The sequence below is a fragment of the Pseudomonas sp. AMR01 genome (assembly GCF_041946035.1).
GTDB classification, from domain to species: domain Bacteria; phylum Pseudomonadota; class Gammaproteobacteria; order Pseudomonadales; family Pseudomonadaceae; genus Aquipseudomonas; species Aquipseudomonas antarctica_B.
The window spans coordinates 85,608-101,506 of sequence record NZ_JAUTYR010000017.1 but is presented as its reverse complement, the minus strand read 5'-3'; the positions used below and the strand labels follow the sequence as shown (position 1 = coordinate 101,506).

Sequence of the window (15,899 nt, the reverse complement as noted above, 5' to 3'; positions counted from 1 at the left end):
GTGCCGAGTGGTGGGGCGGAGCGTTTTTGGTTACTTTTTGCGCTCTTCAAAAAGTGACCCGCTGTAAGAGCGGAACCCATCCAAGCCGTTGCGACGCTAACGGATATGTACCCAAACCCGGCAAAAACGCCCCCCAAAAAAACTCACCCCGCCAACAACCAAACCCCCGTAGCCGCCGAAGCCGCCCCCGCCACCCGCACCAACGGCGCCGCCGCCCCCGGCAGAAAGCGCACCACCGCATACCCCGCCGCATGCAAACCGGCCGTAGCAGCGACAAACCCCGCCGCATACGCCCAAGGGCTAGACATGTCCGGCAATTCCAACCCATGCGCCACACCATGAAACAGCGCAAACAACGCCGTCGCACCCACCGCCACAAACAACGGCGGCCGCACCGCCAGTGCCACCGCCAAACCCAGTGCCAGCACCGAAGCAGCAATCCCGCTCTCCAGCCCCGGCAATTGCAGCCCTTCAAAACCGAGCAGGCCGCCAATCAACATGGTGCCGACAAACGCACACGGCAGCGCCCAACGCGCATTGCCTTGTTGCTGCGCCGCCCACAAGCCGACAGCGACCATCGCCAATAAGTGATCAATGCCGCCCAACGGGTGGCTGACACCGGCCACCCACCCATTATCGCCGTGCCCGGGGTGAGCAAAGGCGAGGGCGGGAGCCAGCAGCAAAGCGGCGGTTGCGAGAAGTTTGTTGAGACCCATGAGCAGGCTCCTTAGAAGGGTGGAATCAGGCAGCAGTCAGCAAGCCCTGACGTTCGATAAAGGCGACGATTTCTTCCAGGCCGACGCCGGTTTTCTGGTTGCTGAACACAAAGGGTTTACCGTTGCGCATGCGCGTGGTGTCGCTGTTCATCAACTCAAGAGAAGCGCCGACCAGAGGCGCCAGGTCGATCTTGTTGATCACCAGCAAGTCGGATTTGCAAATACCGGGCCCGCCTTTGCGCGGCAGCTTGTCGCCGGCAGACACATCGATCACATAGATCGTCAGGTCCGACAGTTCAGGGCTGAAAGTGGCCGACAAGTTGTCCCCGCCGGACTCCACCAGAATCAGGTCCAGGCCGGGGAAGCGGCGGTTGAGCTGGTCGACGGCTTCGAGGTTGATCGAGGCGTCTTCGCGAATCGCCGTGTGCGGGCAGCCGCCGGTTTCCACGCCGATGATGCGCTCCGGCGCCAAAGCCTGGTTGCGTACCAGGAAGTCGGCGTCTTCGCGGGTATAGATGTCATTGGTGACCACCGCCAGGTTATAGCGATCGCGCAGCGCCAGGCACAGGGCCAGGGTCAGGGCGGTTTTGCCGGAGCCCACCGGGCCGCCGATGCCGACGCGCAGGGGTTGTATGTTCATATCTGATTCTCCTAGGAACGGAACAGGCGGCTGTACTGGCGCTCGTGGGCCATGCACGCCAGGGACAGGCCAAACGCGGCGCTGCCCACGTGGTTGGGGTCGATGCGGGCGGCGTCCTGCTGGGCGTGTTGCAGCAAGGGCAGCAGTTCACTGGTCAAGCGTTGCGCGGCTTGCTGGCCCAGAGGCAGGGTTTTCATCAGCACGGCCAATTGGTTTTCCAGCCAGCTCCACAGCCAGGCGGCGAGGGCGTCGTCGGGGCTGATGGCCCAGGCGCGGGCGGCCAGCGCCCAGCCTAAAGCGAGGTGGGGTTCGGCGCGTTGTTCAAGAAAGTTGCGCGCGGCATCGTCCAGTTCGGGCAGGCCGTTGAGCAGTTGTTGCAGGGAATAACCCATCTGCCGGCTTTCCTGGTACAGCTCACGGGTTTCGCGGCTGGCGCGATGCTCCTCACATAGCTGCACCAGCTGTGACCAATCCTCATCCGCCGCGGCGCGGCAGTGGGCGAGTAACAACGGGGCTTCAAAGCGGGCGAGGTTGAGAGACAGCTGATCACTGATCCAGCGCCGAGCGCTGGCCGCATCGTTGACGCGGCCATCTTCCACGGCCATTTCCAGGCCTTGGGAATAGCTGTAGCCGCCAATCGGCAATTGCGGACTGGCCAGACGCAGCAGCGCCCAGGCCTTGTTCACAGGCGTACGCCGAACTGATGCAGTTTGGGCGGGTAGTTGAAGTCTTCATCGCCATGGCGCGAATGGTGGTGGCCGCCGCCGTAGGCGCCGTGTTCCGGCTGAAACGGCGCTTCAATGGTTTCAGTGGTGGCGCCCAACTGATCCAGCATGGCTTTGAGTACGTAGTCATCGAGCAGGCGCAGCCAGCCGTCGCCGACCTGCAAGGCCACATGGCGGTTGCCGAGGTGGTAGGCGGCGCGGGTCAGTTCAAACGCATTGGTGCAGGTGACGTGCAGCAGTTGTTCAGGGCGAGCACGCACGCGTACGACGCGTCCGTCTTCGGCCTGTAGGCATTCGCCATCGTGCAGCGGCGGCTGGCCGCGCTCCAGAAACAGGCCGACGTCTTCACCGTCGGCACTGAAACAGCGCAGACGGCTCTTGCTGCGGGCCTCGAAGTTCAGCAGCAACTCGGCGGCCCAGAGGGCTTGGGGGGCGATTCGGCGGTGGATCACCAGCATCAGAAGGCTTCCAGCTATGAGCGATAACAGAGCCAGAGCAAGGGGCTTGCCAACCCTGGAGGCGAGTAGGAAATGCCTGTAGGCAGGCACGGACACGCCACCGGATGGGGCATCAGCCTATTCGGAGAGTGTTTCAATTTGGTGCGTGATTGATTGTATGGCACCGCATAGGGGCGTTTTGCGTTGAGATCCGCCACTTGCGGCGTCAAATGTCTTTCATCTGTTCCTTTCGGATTTGTCCTACGAACACCAAGGATTCCCCCTTCCAGAAATTACGCGCTGTTTGATTAGGATTTGCGCCGTGTTTAATTCACTGCGACGTCCATCATGTTCAAATCTTTTTTGTGTGTAGTCATTGTCAGCCTGGCCTGCGCCATTCCCTCGGCGTCGGCCACGTTCGAGCCGCGCGTAACCTCCATCGACAACGTGATCGACCGCGCCCACGAGTTGCTCGGCACGCCTTATAAAGCGGGCGGGGGCTCAACGGATCGCGGGTTCGATTGCAGCAGTTTTCTGGTCTATCTGTTCAAGACCCAAGCCAATATCCAGTTACCCCGTACCACCACCGACATGCACCGTTCAACCGCAGCGACCATCAAACGCAGTGCGCTCAAGCCTGGCGATGCCGTGTTCTTTTCGGGTAATGGGCGCGGTCAAGTCAGCCATGTGGGCCTTTATATAGGCCAGGGCAAGTTCATCCACTCACCCAGTAGCGGCAAACGCGTGCGTATCGATTCGTTGAGCAACAGCTACTGGAAGAAGAGCTACACCACCGCCAAGCGTTTTCACACCGCAGGCTGATTGGCTTACTCAGTGCTGCCCAACCCTTGCCAGTGCTTGAGACCGATAAAGATAAAGCGCAACTGCTGGGTGATTTTCGCCTGAGGCGTGAGGTGGGGAGGCAGCGCCTCGGCCGGCGGGTCGATGATGTCGGGCAGGGTGGCGAACACACTTTTTACGATCAGGTCGGCCATCACGTGCAAGCCTTCGGCATCCAAATGCTGGAGCTTGGGCATGGAGGTCAGGTCTGCCGCGAGGTCGCGGGTGATGTCTTCGCGCAGCGCTCCAATGGCTTGGCGCACAGCCAGGCAGCCGCCATATTGCTCGCGGGCCAGGAACAGGAATTGCGATCGGTTGGCCGAAACCACATCCAGAAAGATACGCACGGACGCATCAATGATGCCGCCCATCACGAATTCGTTATGGCGCACCAGGCGAATCGTGGCGCGGAAAGTCTGGCCGACTTCACTCACCAGTACCAAACCCAGCTGGTCCATGTCGTCAAAATGACGATAGAACCCTGTCGGCACGATGCCGGCGGTCTTCGCCACTTCGCGCAGGCTGAGGCTGCCAAACCCTCGGCCACACTCCATCAGATGGCGGGCTGCGTCCATCAAGGCGAGGCGGGTCTGTTGCTTCTGTTCGGCGCGGGGCAGCATTGGCGGGTGGGCTTTGTCGGCAAGTACAGCGACGCACTCTAGCAAAACAGCTTTGCCGGCGTCGAACTTGGCAGGCTTCAGGCGTGACGCGGTTTATAAAAAAGCAAAAGCCCGATCGGCAGATCGGGCTTTTTTCTGGGCCACCACGGGTTAGCTCTGTGCTTGATGCAGTTCTTGCAGACGGTCCGAACCACCTTCAGCAACACCGTCGGTGTAAGCGCGTTTGTTGGCTTGTTCAGCGCCGCCTTCTACCAGACCTTTCTGTTCCAGGCGATCACGGCCACCTTCAGCAACGCCTTCGGTGTAAGCACGTTTGTTGGCATGTTCCGAACCATTTTCAGCAACAGCGCCTTTGGCGTAGTCACGGTTTTCATCTTCTTGCGAACCGCTGCGAGCCAGGGTCTGGCTGGATTCAACGGCTTGAGCCTTGTTCTGTGGGGTAGCTTGTTCAGCGGCTGGCAGGGCAAAGGCACTGGAAGCGAGAACAGACAACAGGGCGACAGCGAGTACTTGGCGTTTCATGATGGGTTGCTCCTTGGGAGGGCGATAAAGTGGGTACAGGGCTAATGCTACTCTCGATAAGTCGATATGAAAGTTCATAAACACAATGGTAATAATCAACAGAATTGATTGTTCTCGGCAGAGGCTCTAGGCCGGACCTCTCAAGCCCGCGGTTTTGCACCAAGGTGGGTATTTTCGACCCGTTCGTGGGTAACACTGGTGCAGTGTTCAGGGTTCGGACGATCAGGGCTGTAGGAAAAATTGCTTTTTTTACGGTTAATTCGGTTTCTGGCTAAACCCCGGCGCCGTTTGCCAGTCGTAGCCCTATAAGCTGTAGTCACAAGGTGCGCCGCAGCGTGCACCCTCAGTCGTAATCAGGAGTCATGTGCAATGACGCGCACTCGTAAAATCGTCGCCTGGAGCTGCGCCAGCTTCGTTCTGTTAATCGCCTTAGCGGTGTTGGTGCTGGTGTTTTTTGACTGGAACCGCATCAAGCCGCCGCTCAATGCCAAGGTTTCCGAAGAGCTGCATCGCCCTTTCGCCATCAATGGCAACCTGGCGGTGGTGTGGGCGCGCGAGCCCGAGGAAGGCGGTTGGCGTTCCTGGGTGCCGTGGCCCCACGTGATTGCTGAAGACCTGACCCTAGGCAACCCCGAGTGGTCGAAAAAGCCGCAAATGGTCACGCTGAAAAAAGTCGAATTGCGCATTTCGCCCCTGGCGTTACTGCTGCAGCGCGTGGTGATTCCGCGCATCGACCTCACCGAGCCGAGCGCCGACCTGCAGCGCCTGGCCGATGGCCGCGCCAACTGGACCTTCAAATTCGACCCCAAAGACCCCAACGCCGAGCCTTCCAGCTGGGTGGTGGACATCGGCGCCATCGGCTTCGACAAAGGCCACGTGACCCTCGACGACCAAACCCTCAAGACCCAACTCGATGTGATCATCGACCCGCTGGGCAAGCCGATTCCCTTCGGCGAAATCGTCGGCGACGCCGATGCCAAAAAAGCCCTGGAAAAAGGCTCGGCGCCTCAGGACTACGCGTTTGCCCTCAAGGTCAAAGGCCAGTACCACGGCCAGAAACTCGACGGCACCGGCAAAATTGGCGGCCTGCTTGCCCTGCAGGACGCGGCCAAACCGTTCCCGCTGCAAGCCCAGGTCAAGATTGCCGACACCAGCATCGCCATCGCCGGCACCCTGACCGACCCACTGAACCTGGGTGCCCTGGACCTGCGCCTGAAACTTGCGGGCGCAAGCCTGGGCAACCTCTACCCGTTGACGGGCGTTACCCTGCCGGACTCCCCGGCGTACTCCACCGATGGCCACTTGATCGCCAAGTTGCATGACGCCAATGGCGCGTCGTTCACCTACGAAAACTTCAACGGCAAGATCGGCAACAGCGATATCCATGGCGATTTGGGCTACGTCGCCAGCAAGCCACGGCCGAAGCTCACCGGCGCTCTGGTCTCCAACCAACTGCTGATGGCTGACCTTGCGCCCCTCATCGGTGCCGACTCCAACGCCAAGCAAAAAGCCCGTGGCGGCGAGAGCAAACAACCGGCGACAAAAGTGCTGCCGGTGGAAGAGTTCCGTACCGAGCGCTGGCGCGATATGGACGCCGACGTGGAGTTCACCGGCAAGCGCATCGTGCACAGCGCCGAGCTGCCCTTCACCGACCTCTACACCCACTTGGTGCTCAACGATGGCACGCTGAGCCTGGAACCCCTGCGCTTTGGTGTAGCGGGCGGCAAGCTGGACGCGCAGATTCGTCTGAATGGCCGCACCACGCCGATGGAAGGCCGCGCCAAACTCACCGCGCGCAACTTCAAGCTCAAGCAGTTGTTCCCAACCTTCGAACCGATGAAAACCAGCTTTGGTGAACTCAACGGTGACGCGGATATTTCCGGGCGTGGCAACTCCGTGGCCGCACTGTTGGGCACCTCCAACGGTGACCTGAAAATGCTCATCAACGACGGCGCCATCAGCCGTGGCCTGATGGAAATTGCCGGGCTCAACGTGGGCAACTACGTGGTGGGCCGCCTGTTCGGCGACAAGGAAGTGAAGATCAACTGCGCAGCGGCAGACTTCGGCATCAAGACCGGCCTGGCGACCACTCGCCTGTTTGTGTTCGATACCGAGAACGCGATCATCTACATCGATGGCACCGCGAACATGGCCAGCGAGCAGCTTGACCTCACCATCACGCCGGAATCCAAGGGCTTTCGCCTGTTCTCTCTGCGCTCGCCGCTGTACGTCAACGGCCCGTTCATCAAGCCCAATGCCGGTGTGAAAGCCATTCCTTTGGCATTGCGCGGCGCGGGCATGGTGGCGCTGGGCGTGATTGCCGGCCCGGCCGCTGGCCTGCTGGCACTGGTTGCCCCCAGCGGCGGAGAGCCGAACGAATGCGCGCCGCTGCTGCAACAGATGAAGGAAGGCAAGGCGCCGAAAACAGTGAAGGGCTAACTGACTAAACCAGTAACCGAATGTGGGAGCGGGCTTGCTCGCGAAGGCGGTAGATCAGTCGATATCTTCGGTGACTGAAAATCCGCTATCGCGAGCAAGCCCGCTCCCACATTTGATTGGCGGTGTTGCAGACAAAAAAGTGGGGCCTGATAAATCAGGCCCCCCTTTTTGTACCGCCAATTACAAGCTGCTGAGAATGTCCGCCATGTCGTCGGCGTGCTCTTCTTCCTGAGCGAGGATTTCTTCAAATAGGCGGCGGCTGGTTGGGTCCTTGTCGCCGATGTACTGAATGATCTCGCGGTAGCTGTCCACTGCGATGCGCTCGGCTACCAGGTCTTCGTAGACCATTTCCTTCAGGTTGTTGCCGGCCACGTATTGAGCGTGGGAGTTTTTCGACAACAGGTCCGGGTTGAACTCCGGCTCGCCGCCCAGTTGCACGATGCGCTCGGCCAGCTTGTCGGCGTGCTCGGCTTCCTGGGTCGCGTGCTCAAGGAATTCCTCAGCCGCCACATGCGCTTTCACGCCGGAGGCCATGAAATAGTGGCGCTTGTAACGCAATACACAGACCAGTTCAGTGGCCAGCGAAGCGTTGAGCAGGCGAATGATTTCTTCGCGGTCAGCGTCGTAACCTTCAGTCACGGCACCGTTTTCGACGTTCTGGCGGGCGCGTTCGCGCAGGGTCGCAACGTCAGTCAAATGTGCTTCAGTCATCTCAATCTCCTGGTGCTAATCCGGTTTTACGCCACGCTCTGCTGGCGTGATCGCTCCAAGTTGTGAGTGCTGCGCGCGGCAAAAAGTTTTATTGGATTTGCCCGGATGTGTCACAACCTAGTCGCGCAGCTGGGCTAACCTCATCTCACCGCCTTTGGATCACGGACGTTTGCTTCATGTCGCAGCCGTTAGCTACACGTTACCCGCTGGTATTGGTGCCTGGCATGCTCGGGTTTGTGCGCGTCGGGTTCTTTCCCTACTGGTACGGCATCGTGCCGGCCCTGCGCGCAGGCGGGGCGCAGGTGTATCCCGTGCAGGTGGCGCCGCTGGACTCCAGTGAAGTGCGCGGCGAGCAATTGCTGATCCAGATTGAGCAGATTCGCCGAGAGACAGGCGCCGACAAAGTCAACCTGATCGGCCACAGCCAGGGTGCCTTGACCGCACGTTACGCGGCGGCCAAACGCCCGGAATGGGTGGCGTCCGTGACCTCGGTGGCCGGGCCCAATCACGGCTCGGAGCTGGCGGACCATATCCACGTCCACCACCCGGCAGACAGCGTGAAGGGCCGAATCATGAGCGCGCTGTTTCATTGGGTCGCCTGGGTGATGGCCCTGCTCGAAACCGGCTATCGCGGGCCGCGCTTCAAGGCGGATTTGCAGGCCTCGCATCATTCCCTGACCAGCGCCGGCGTGGCGTTGTTCAACCGCCAATATCCCCAAGGCTTGCCGCACACCTGGGGCGGGCAAGGCCTGGAGGAGGTCAACGGCGTGCGCTATTACTCGTGGTCTGGCACGTTGCAGCCGGGCAAGACCGACCGTGGACGCAACCTGCTGGATGGCACGAATCGCAGTTGTCGGCTGTTTGCGCGCAGTTTTGTGCGCGAGAAGGGGCAGTGCGACGGCATGGTTGGGCGCTACAGCTCTCATCTGGGCACGGTCATCGGCGATAACTACGCCCTGGACCACTTCGATATCGTCAACCAGTCGCTGGGGCTGGTGGGCAAGGGCGCGGAGCCGATTCGGTTGTTTGTCGAGCATGCGCAGCGGTTGAAGGCTGCCGGGGTTTAGCCGGGGACCGCGTTATCGTTCATCGCAGGCAAGCCAGCTCCCACATGGTGATGTGGAAACCCAATCAGATGTGGGAGCTGGCTTGCCTGCGATGGCGGTGGTTCAGGCCACGCTAACCTTCTGCCTGACCGGCGTAGTCCAGCGCTCCGACAAAATCACCCCACCCAGCGTCAGCAACCCGCCGACCAAGTGATACAGCGCCAATTCCTCCTTCAACACCACCGCCGCAATCAGCGCGGTGATCAGCGGCAGCAAATTAAAAAACAGCGTGGTCCGACTCGGCCCCAGGGTTTTGATGGAGTGCATCCACGCCAGCGGCGCCAGCATCGACGCCAGCAAACACGCGTACAGAATCAGCGGAATATTCGCCCAGCCCAACCCCGCTTTCGCCGAAAACAGGAACAGCGGAAACAGCACCACCACCGCCACCAGTATCTGCAAATACAGCAACACCAACGGCGGCAGGCGCAGCTGCCATTTTTTCAGCAGGGTGCTGTAGACCGCGTAGGCCAGGGTGGCGATCAACATCATGCCGTCGCCTAGGTTGACCCCATGTTGCAGCAAGGCGCCGAGGCTACCGGCTGAAACCACCACCACCACGCCGGCAAACGACAGCACTGCACCGGTCAGCGCACCCAAGGTCAGACGCTGGCCGAGGCTGATGATCGCCGCCGTCAGGGCCATCAACGGCATCAGCGACAGGATGATGCCCATGTTGGTCGCCGTGGTGACCGTCGCCGCGTAGTAGGCCAGGCTCTGGTAAACCGCCATGCCAAGCACGCCGAGAATGAAGATTTTGCCCAGGTTGGGGCGGATCAACGGCCAATTGGCAATTACCGGTTTGAGCATGAACGGGGTGAACAGCAGCGCCGCCAGCACCCAGCGGTAAAAGCCGATCTCGGCGGGGAAGATCGAGCCCACGGCGAGTTTGTTGACCACGGTGTTGCCGGCCCAGATAAAAATGGCCAGCAGGGGATACGCGTATTGCATTGAAGGAAACCAGATAGGGTGTTGAGCCAGGATTATCCCTTGTCTGGATCGAAGCTCATACTGCGAACCAGATAACATGCCCCGACACACCATACGCCTCGAGGACTTCCTCAGGCTGCCAAGCCCCGTGTATTTCCGCTATTCCGATTTGGCCCCTGATACCGAGTGCACGCCGCATCAGCACTTCTGGGGGGCGCTGGATTATTCGGCCAGCGCCACGCCGGCTGCACCCCGGAGCAATACCGTCGGTCGAATATTCGCAGCCGCTAGAGATGTAACAGCCTTTGACTACACTGCCGTGTAGGCCGTGCCCCTTCGGCACGGTAACAGGGAGAAAACTCCATGAAGATGCTGCGAATTCCGCTGTTGATGATGGGCCTGCTGTTATGTTCCCAAGGGTTTGCCGCCACCGCCCAGCAAAACAAAATGACCACCTGCAACGCTGAAGCCACCACCAAGACCCTCAAAGGCGACGACCGTAAAGCCTTTATGAAAACCTGCCTGTCGGCACCAGCGGCCAACGACGCCAAGACCCTGCCCCCGCAGCAACAGAAGATGAAAGACTGCAATGCCTCGGCGAAAACACAGGCGCTGACCGGCGACGCGCGTAAAACCTTTATGAGCACTTGCCTCAAAGGTGGCTGACGCCGGAGATCAATTGTGGGAGCAGGCAAGCCAGCTGCCACAATTGATTGCATTCGCAGCCGATACTCTCGCTTGATTCCCTCAAGGCTGGCAGACTGCCCTTCCTTTAACGCCGTTCGTTTTGAGGCTGTATGCCAACGTTTTCGCAGCGTCACGTGTTGTTGCTGGTCAGTTGCATCATTATTTTCGGTGGATTACTGCTGGTCCTGCCGCTCAAGTTGTTGCCTAGCCTGTTGGCCGGTCTGCTGGTGTATGAGCTGGTCAATATGCTCACCCCGCAGTTGCAACGCCTGATCGAAGGCCGGCGTGCGCGTTGGCTGGCGGTGGCTTTGCTCGGCACCTTGATCGTCAGCGTGCTGACCCTGATCTTCGCCGGCGCCATCAGCTTTCTGCTTCACGAAGCCGAAAATCCCGGAGCGTCCCTCGACAAATTCATGGGGGTGGTCGACCGCGCGCGCGGGCAACTGCCGCCGTTCATCGACGCCTACCTGCCGGCCAGCGCCGCCGAATTCCGCGTGGCCATCGGCGACTGGCTGAGCAAGCACCTGAGCGAACTGCAGCTTGTGGGCAAGGACGCCGCGCACATGTTCGTCACCTTGCTGATCGGCATGGTGCTCGGCGCGATCATCGCCTTGCAGCGCGTGCCCGACCTGACCAAACGCAAACCGTTGGCCGCCGCCTTGTTCGACCGCCTGCACCTGCTGGTCCAGGCCTTTCGCAACATCGTCTTCGCCCAGATCAAGATCGCCGCGCTCAACACCGCCTTTACTGCGATCTTCCTGGCCGTGGTGCTGCCGCTGTGCGGGATTCACCTGCCGCTGACCAAAACCCTGATCGTGCTGACCTTCCTGCTCGGCCTGCTGCCGGTGATCGGCAACCTGATGTCCAACACGCTGATCACCATCGTCGCGCTGTCACTGTCGATCTGGGTGGCAGTGGCGGCGTTGGGGTATTTGATTGTGATCCACAAGGTCGAGTACTTCCTCAACGCGCGGATCGTCGGCGGGCAGATCAGTGCCAAGTCGTGGGAATTGCTGCTGGCAATGCTGGTGTTTGAGGCGGCATTCGGCCTGCCGGGTGTGGTGGCCGGGCCGATTTACTATGCGTATCTCAAGAGCGAGCTGAAGCTCGGCGGGATGGTTTAAGGCTTGTACTGACTGGGCCGGCCCCTTCGCGAGCAAGCCCGCTCCCACATTCGCCCGCATTCCATCGATGGAACTCGGTCGAATGTGGGAGCGGGCTTGCTCGCGAAGGGCGCGGCGCGGTTCTAGATAGAACTCAGCAGCCGTACCGCTTGCTGGCTTCGATAGCGAGACCGCTGCCAATACTGCCAAAGATATTCCCTTCCACATGCCGCGCGTTCGGCAACATCGCCGAGATGCTGTGGCGCAGTGCCGGAATCCCGCTGGAACCGCCGGTAAAGAACACCGTGTCTACCTGCTCGACACTCACCGTTGCATCGTTGAGCAACTGCGTAACACTGGCGCGTATGCGTTCGAGCAACCCATCAATCGCTGACTCAAACAGCGCCCGGCTCAGTTCAACACTCAGCCCCGGCTCAACCCGATCGAGCAGCACATGGCGGCTGTCTTCGTGGGTCAGCTGGATCTTGGTTTCTTCCACTTCCATCGCCAGCCAGTGGCCCGCGCGCTGTTCAATCAATTTGAACAGGCGGTCGATGCCGCCGGTGTCTTCGATGTCGTAGCGCATGCTGCCCAGGGCCAGCTGAGATTTTTGCGAATACACCGAGTTGATGGTGTGCCAGGTAGCGAGGTTCATGTGGTGGCTGGTGGGCATGTAGGCGCCGCTTTTCATGCGGCTGCCGTAGCCGAACAGCGGCATCATGCCTTGCAGGCTGAGCTGTTTGTCGAAGTCGGTACCGCCGATGTGCACGCCGCCGGTGGCGAGGATGTCGTCCTGGCGGTTGTCGTTGTGGCGACGATCCGGGGACAGGCGCACCAGGGAGAAGTCGGACGTACCACCGCCGATGTCGACAATCAGCACCAGCTCTTCTTTCTGGATGGTCGACTCGTAGTCGAAGGCTGCCGCAATCGGCTCGTACTGGAACGAGATGTCTTTAAAGCCGATCTTGCGCGCCACGTCCACCAGGGTGTTTTCGGCTTCCTGGTCGGCCATCGGGTCGTCATCGACGAAAAACACCGGGCGGCCCAAAACCACTTCTTCGAACTCGCGGCCGGCGGTGGCTTCAGCGCGGCTCTTGAGTTGGCCGATAAACAGCGCCAACAGGTCGGTAAAGGGCATCGCGGTGCCGAGCACGCTGGTGTCGTGCTTGATCAACTTGGAACCCAGCAGGCTCTTGAGCGAGCGCATCAGCCGGCCTTCGTAGTTTTCAAGGTATTCGTGCAGCGCCAGGCGGCCGTACACCGGGCGGCGCTCCTCGAAGTTGAAGAACACCACCGACGGCAGGGTGATTTTGTCGTCCTCCAGCGCGATCAGCGTTTCCATGCCGGGACGAATCCAGCCGACGGTGGAGTTGGACGTGCCGAAGTCGATACCGCAGGCACGGGCTGGGGATGAGTTTTCCATGACAATCAGGTTCCGGTTGAAAAACGGCCGCGCAGTGTATGCCAGTCGAGGCCGGATGCGTAGGCCGACCATCCGTTAAATCGTGCTTGAAACCTGGGGATTTGCCCCCACATCTGCTGCATACGGCAAGTGCCGATAACACTTTGACGCACCCCCCAGGCCACATCACTCAACAGGTGCAAAGCAGCGCACGTTGTGCCCCGGGCTGTGCGATCTCGATTCAGGAAGGTGAACCGCCGATGGATTTCAAAGATTACTACAAGATACTGGGTGTCGAGCCGAGCGCCGATGACAAGGAGATCAAGGCCGCCTATCGCAAACTCGCACGCAAATATCATCCGGATGTAAGCAAGGAAAAAGACGCCGAAGAGAAATTCAAGGACGCGTCCGAAGCCTATGAGGCGCTTAAAAGCGCCGACAAGCGCGCCGAATACGACGAGCTGCGCAAATACGGCCAGCATGGCCAGCCGTTCCAGGGGCCACCGGGCTGGCAGAGCCGTGGCGGCTTTGGCGGCGGCGGCCAGGACACGGGCGACTTCTCGGACTTTTTCAGCTCGATCTTCGGCTCGCGCGGCGGCGGTTTTGAAGGCGCTCAGCGCCGTCCTGCCGGGCGTAAAGGCCAGGACGTGGAAATGCAGCTGACCGTGGCGCTCGAAGAAACGCTGTCCACCGAGTCCAAGCAGATCAGCTTCCAGGTGCCGCAATACGACGGCTCGGGCCGGCATGTCAGCAACACCACCAAGAGCTTGAATGTGAAGATTCCCGCTGGCGTGGCCGACGGTGAGCGCATCCGCCTCAAGGGGCAGGGCGCGCCGGGCATTGGCGGCGGCCCCAACGGTGACCTGTACCTGATCATCAAGTTTGCGGGGCATTCCAGATTTGAAGTCGAAGGCGAAAACCTGGTGATCACCCTGCCGTTGGCCCCGTGGGAACTGGCGCTGGGGGCTGAAGTGGCCGTGCCCACGCTGACCGGCAAAATCAACCTCAAGGTGCCCGCTGGCAGCCAGAACGGCCAGCGCATGCGCGCCAAGGGCCATGGTTTGTTGAACAAGGCCGGTGAACGCGGCTTCCTGTACATCCAGCTCAAGGCTGTGATGCCCAAGCAGGCCGATGACGAGACCATCGCGCTGTGGCAGGAACTGGCGAAAAAGGCCGCGTTCAACCCACGGGAAAACTTCTGAAAACAAAGGCCCGCGCTGACTAGCCAGCGCGGGCCTCTGAGGCGGCCATGCGCAACCCGCTCAGAACAGGAAATACCGCTGCGCCATCGGCAACACCTCGGCCGGTTCACACCACAGCAACACGCCGTCGGCCTTGACCTGATAGGTCTGCGGGTCAACCTCGATGTCCGGCAGGTAATCGTTGTGGATCAAGTCGGTTTTCTGCACGTTGCGGCAACCCTTGACCACGGCGATCTGCTTCTTCAACCCCAGCGCTTCGGGCAACCCGGCGTCCTCGGCGGCCTGGCTGATAAAGGTCAGGCTGGTGGCGTGCAGCGAGCTGCCGAAGCTTGCGAACATCGGGCGGTAATGCACCGGTTGCGGGGTGGGGATCGAGGCGTTGGCGTCGCCCATCAGGCTTGAGGCAATCGCGCCGCCCTTGAGGATCAGGGTCGGCTTGATGCCAAAAAACGCCGGGCGCCACAGCACCAGGTCGGCCCATTTGCCGACTTCGATGGAGCCGACAATATGGCTCACGCCGTGGGTGATCGCCGGGTTGATGGTGTACTTGGCGATGTAGCGTTTGGCGCGGAAGTTATCGTTGCCAGGGCCATCGCCGGGCAACGGGCCGCGCTGTTTTTTCATCTTGTCGGCGGTCTGCCAGGTGCGCGTGATCACTTCGCCGACGCGGCCCATGGCCTGGCTGTCGGAGCTGATCATCGAGAACGCGCCAAGGTCGTGCAGGATGTCTTCGGCGGCGATGGTCTCGCGGCGGATGCGGCTTTCAGCGAAGGCCACGTCTTCAGCAATGCTGGGGTCCAGGTGATGGCAGACCATCAGCATGTCGAGGTGTTCGTCGATGGTGTTGCGCGTGAATGGCCGCGTCGGGTTGGTGGAGCTGGGCAGCACGTTGGCGAAGCCGCAGGCCTTGATAATGTCCGGCGCGTGACCGCCACCGGCACCCTCGGTGTGGTAGGTGTGGATGGTGCGGCCCTTGAGTGCGGCCAGGGTGGTTTCGACGAAGCCGGACTCGTTGAGCGTGTCGCTGTGAATCGCCACTTGCACGTCGTAGTCGTCGGCAACGTTCAGGCAATTATTGATACTGGCCGGGGTAGTGCCCCAGTCTTCGTGCAGCTTCAAGCCAATGGCGCCGGCCTTGACCTGTTCGATCAACGGTTCCGGCAAACTGGCGTTGCCCTTGCCGGTGAAACCGATGTTCATCGGGAACGAATCACTGGCTTGTAGCATGCGCGCCAGGTGCCACGGGCCGGAGGTACAGGTGGTGGCGTTGGTGCCGGTGGCCGGCCCGGTGCCGCCGCCGATCATGGTGGTGACGCCGCTGGTCAGCGCTTCTTCGATCTGCTGCGGGCAGATGAAGTGCACGTGGCTGTCGATGCCGCCAGCGGTGAGGATCATGCCTTCGCCAGCGATTACTTCGGTGCTGGCGCCGATGGACATGGTCACGCCGGGCTGGATGTCCGGGTTACCGGCTTTGCCGATGGCGTGGATGCGACCGTTTTTCAGGCCGACGTCGGCCTTGACGATGCCCCAGTGGTCGATGATCAGCGCGTTGGTGATCACCGTGTCGACCACTTCGTGGGCGAGCAGCTGGCTCTGGCCCTGGCCGTCACGGATAACCTTGCCGCCGCCGAATTTCACTTCTTCGCCATAGACAGTGAAGTCCTGTTCGACTTCGACAAACAATTCGGTGTCGGCCAGGCGGACCTTGTCACCGACGGTGGGGCCGTACATGTCGGCGTAGGCTTGGCGGCTGATTTTCATGTGGTTGCCCTGAAAAATATTTGTTGAGTGTGAGTCCGCTTTCGCGAGCAAGCCCGCT

General features: G+C 60.6%; 16 protein-coding genes and 1 pseudogene. 7 read left to right on the top strand and 10 right to left on the bottom strand.

All coding sequences use genetic code 11. The features are described from left to right. Positions 1-143 precede the first annotated feature (143 nt). From Q7C20_RS16710 to ureE, 4 genes are read right to left on the bottom strand one after another with little or no spacing between them, the layout of a single operon-like run. Entirely contained in the window at positions 144-716 is a 573-nt protein-coding gene (locus Q7C20_RS16710) for a HupE/UreJ family protein (RefSeq protein ID WP_375068830.1), read from the bottom strand. A 25-nt stretch (positions 717-741) separates the two neighbouring features. Then, entirely contained in the window at positions 742-1,356 is a 615-nt protein-coding gene (gene ureG, locus Q7C20_RS16705; RefSeq protein WP_375068829.1) for an urease accessory protein UreG, read from the bottom strand. An 11-nt stretch (positions 1,357-1,367) separates the two neighbouring features. Next, a complete protein-coding gene (locus Q7C20_RS16700) occupies positions 1,368-2,042 on the bottom strand; it encodes an urease accessory protein UreF (RefSeq protein ID WP_375068827.1) in 675 nt (224 codons plus the stop codon). After that, positions 2,039-2,539 carry an urease accessory protein UreE gene (gene ureE, locus Q7C20_RS16695; protein ID WP_078740442.1) on the bottom strand — a complete coding sequence of 167 codons (501 nt, stop codon included), beginning with the start codon at positions 2,537-2,539 and terminating at the stop codon, positions 2,039-2,041. Before ureE ends, Q7C20_RS16700 begins: the two co-directional genes overlap by 4 nt. A gap of 327 nt (positions 2,540-2,866) precedes the next feature. On the opposite strand from ureE, the gene Q7C20_RS16690 reads away from it, so the two are divergent. Then, positions 2,867-3,340 (top strand): C40 family peptidase, encoded by a 474-nt coding sequence (locus tag Q7C20_RS16690; RefSeq protein WP_348061550.1) that lies wholly within the window; start codon positions 2,867-2,869, stop codon positions 3,338-3,340. Between the two features lie 5 nt (positions 3,341-3,345). On the opposite strand, the gene Q7C20_RS16685 is transcribed toward Q7C20_RS16690, so the two are convergent. Both Q7C20_RS16685 and Q7C20_RS16680 read right to left on the bottom strand, forming a co-directional pair. Then, positions 3,346-3,978 carry a TetR family transcriptional regulator gene (locus tag Q7C20_RS16685; protein WP_348061548.1) on the bottom strand — a complete coding sequence of 211 codons (633 nt, stop codon included), beginning with the start codon at positions 3,976-3,978 and terminating at the stop codon, positions 3,346-3,348. Positions 3,979-4,128: 150 nt separating this feature from the next. Continuing rightward, positions 4,129-4,500 carry a hypothetical protein gene (locus tag Q7C20_RS16680; RefSeq protein WP_348061547.1) on the bottom strand — a complete coding sequence of 124 codons (372 nt, stop codon included), beginning with the start codon at positions 4,498-4,500 and terminating at the stop codon, positions 4,129-4,131. 369 nt (positions 4,501-4,869) lie between these two features. Here Q7C20_RS16680 and Q7C20_RS16675 point away from each other — a divergent pair, with 369 nt between their 5' ends. Then, entirely contained in the window at positions 4,870-6,939 is a 2,070-nt protein-coding gene (locus Q7C20_RS16675) for an AsmA family protein (RefSeq protein ID WP_375068824.1), read from the top strand. A gap of 180 nt (positions 6,940-7,119) precedes the next feature. Here the strand turns inward: Q7C20_RS16675 and Q7C20_RS16670 are convergent, their stop codons facing one another. Next, entirely contained in the window at positions 7,120-7,650 is a 531-nt protein-coding gene (locus Q7C20_RS16670) for a ferritin-like domain-containing protein (protein WP_348061543.1), read from the bottom strand. A gap of 176 nt (positions 7,651-7,826) precedes the next feature. Between Q7C20_RS16670 and Q7C20_RS16665 the strand changes: the two genes are divergently transcribed. Beyond that, positions 7,827-8,717, top strand: coding sequence for an esterase/lipase family protein (locus Q7C20_RS16665; protein WP_375068822.1), 891 nt, complete (start codon positions 7,827-7,829; stop codon positions 8,715-8,717). Positions 8,718-8,819: 102 nt separating this feature from the next. On the opposite strand, the gene Q7C20_RS16660 is transcribed toward Q7C20_RS16665, so the two are convergent. Further along, positions 8,820-9,707 carry a DMT family transporter gene (locus tag Q7C20_RS16660; RefSeq protein ID WP_348061539.1) on the bottom strand — a complete coding sequence of 296 codons (888 nt, stop codon included), beginning with the start codon at positions 9,705-9,707 and terminating at the stop codon, positions 8,820-8,822. Positions 9,708-9,783: 76 nt separating this feature from the next. Between Q7C20_RS16660 and Q7C20_RS16655 the strand changes: the two are divergent. The 3 genes and pseudogenes from Q7C20_RS16655 to Q7C20_RS16645 form a co-directional block, all read left to right on the top strand. Then, a pseudogene (locus Q7C20_RS16655) lies at positions 9,784-9,921 on the top strand (AraC family transcriptional regulator); the annotation flags it as partial. Positions 9,922-10,049: 128 nt separating this feature from the next. Beyond that, complete coding sequence (locus Q7C20_RS16650; protein WP_375068820.1) at positions 10,050-10,352, top strand: PsiF family protein; 303 nt, start codon at positions 10,050-10,052, stop codon at positions 10,350-10,352. 131 nt (positions 10,353-10,483) lie between these two features. Beyond that, positions 10,484-11,497, top strand: a complete 1,014-nt coding sequence (locus Q7C20_RS16645; protein WP_375068818.1) for an AI-2E family transporter — start codon at positions 10,484-10,486, stop codon at positions 11,495-11,497. 133 nt (positions 11,498-11,630) lie between these two features. Here Q7C20_RS16645 and Q7C20_RS16640 read toward each other — a convergent pair whose 3' ends face one another. Continuing rightward, positions 11,631-12,899 carry an Hsp70 family protein gene (locus Q7C20_RS16640; protein WP_375068816.1) on the bottom strand — a complete coding sequence of 423 codons (1,269 nt, stop codon included), beginning with the start codon at positions 12,897-12,899 and terminating at the stop codon, positions 11,631-11,633. Positions 12,900-13,138: 239 nt separating this feature from the next. On the opposite strand from Q7C20_RS16640, the gene Q7C20_RS16635 reads away from it, so the two are divergent. Beyond that, the gene (locus Q7C20_RS16635) at positions 13,139-14,080 is read left to right on the top strand and encodes a DnaJ C-terminal domain-containing protein (protein ID WP_348062217.1); all 942 of its coding nucleotides are present in this window, start codon (positions 13,139-13,141) and stop codon (positions 14,078-14,080) included. Between the two features lie 60 nt (positions 14,081-14,140). On the opposite strand, the gene ureC is transcribed toward Q7C20_RS16635, so the two are convergent. Then, the gene (gene ureC / locus Q7C20_RS16630; RefSeq protein ID WP_375068811.1) at positions 14,141-15,841 is read right to left on the bottom strand and encodes an urease subunit alpha; all 1,701 of its coding nucleotides are present in this window, start codon (positions 15,839-15,841) and stop codon (positions 14,141-14,143) included. Between the last annotated feature and the right edge of the window lie 58 nt (positions 15,842-15,899).

Bases quoted from the DNA above. Each gene is read 5' to 3' on its own strand.
- Q7C20_RS16690 (WP_348061550.1), top strand. From the start codon at position 2,867: ATGTTCAAATCTTTTTTGTGTGTAGTCATTGTCAGCCTGGCCTGCGCC.
- ureG (WP_375068829.1), bottom strand. From the start codon at position 1,356: ATGAACATACAACCCCTGCGCGTCGGCATCGGCGGCCCGGTGGGCTCC.
- Q7C20_RS16675 (WP_375068824.1), top strand. From the start codon at position 4,870: ATGACGCGCACTCGTAAAATCGTCGCCTGGAGCTGCGCCAGCTTCGTT.
- Q7C20_RS16670 (WP_348061543.1), bottom strand. From the start codon at position 7,650: ATGACTGAAGCACATTTGACTGACGTTGCGACCCTGCGCGAACGCGCC.
- ureE (WP_078740442.1), bottom strand. From the start codon at position 2,539: ATGCTGGTGATCCACCGCCGAATCGCCCCCCAAGCCCTCTGGGCCGCC.
- Q7C20_RS16650 (WP_375068820.1), top strand. From the start codon at position 10,050: ATGAAGATGCTGCGAATTCCGCTGTTGATGATGGGCCTGCTGTTATGT.
- Q7C20_RS16635 (WP_348062217.1), top strand. From the start codon at position 13,139: ATGGATTTCAAAGATTACTACAAGATACTGGGTGTCGAGCCGAGCGCC.
- Q7C20_RS16645 (WP_375068818.1), top strand. From the start codon at position 10,484: ATGCCAACGTTTTCGCAGCGTCACGTGTTGTTGCTGGTCAGTTGCATC.
- Q7C20_RS16680 (WP_348061547.1), bottom strand. From the start codon at position 4,500: ATGAAACGCCAAGTACTCGCTGTCGCCCTGTTGTCTGTTCTCGCTTCC.
- Q7C20_RS16710 (WP_375068830.1), bottom strand. From the start codon at position 716: ATGGGTCTCAACAAACTTCTCGCAACCGCCGCTTTGCTGCTGGCTCCC.
- Q7C20_RS16660 (WP_348061539.1), bottom strand. From the start codon at position 9,707: ATGCAATACGCGTATCCCCTGCTGGCCATTTTTATCTGGGCCGGCAAC.
- Q7C20_RS16685 (WP_348061548.1), bottom strand. From the start codon at position 3,978: ATGCTGCCCCGCGCCGAACAGAAGCAACAGACCCGCCTCGCCTTGATG.
- Q7C20_RS16640 (WP_375068816.1), bottom strand. From the start codon at position 12,899: ATGGAAAACTCATCCCCAGCCCGTGCCTGCGGTATCGACTTCGGCACG.
- ureC (WP_375068811.1), bottom strand. From the start codon at position 15,841: ATGAAAATCAGCCGCCAAGCCTACGCCGACATGTACGGCCCCACCGTC.
- Q7C20_RS16665 (WP_375068822.1), top strand. From the start codon at position 7,827: ATGTCGCAGCCGTTAGCTACACGTTACCCGCTGGTATTGGTGCCTGGC.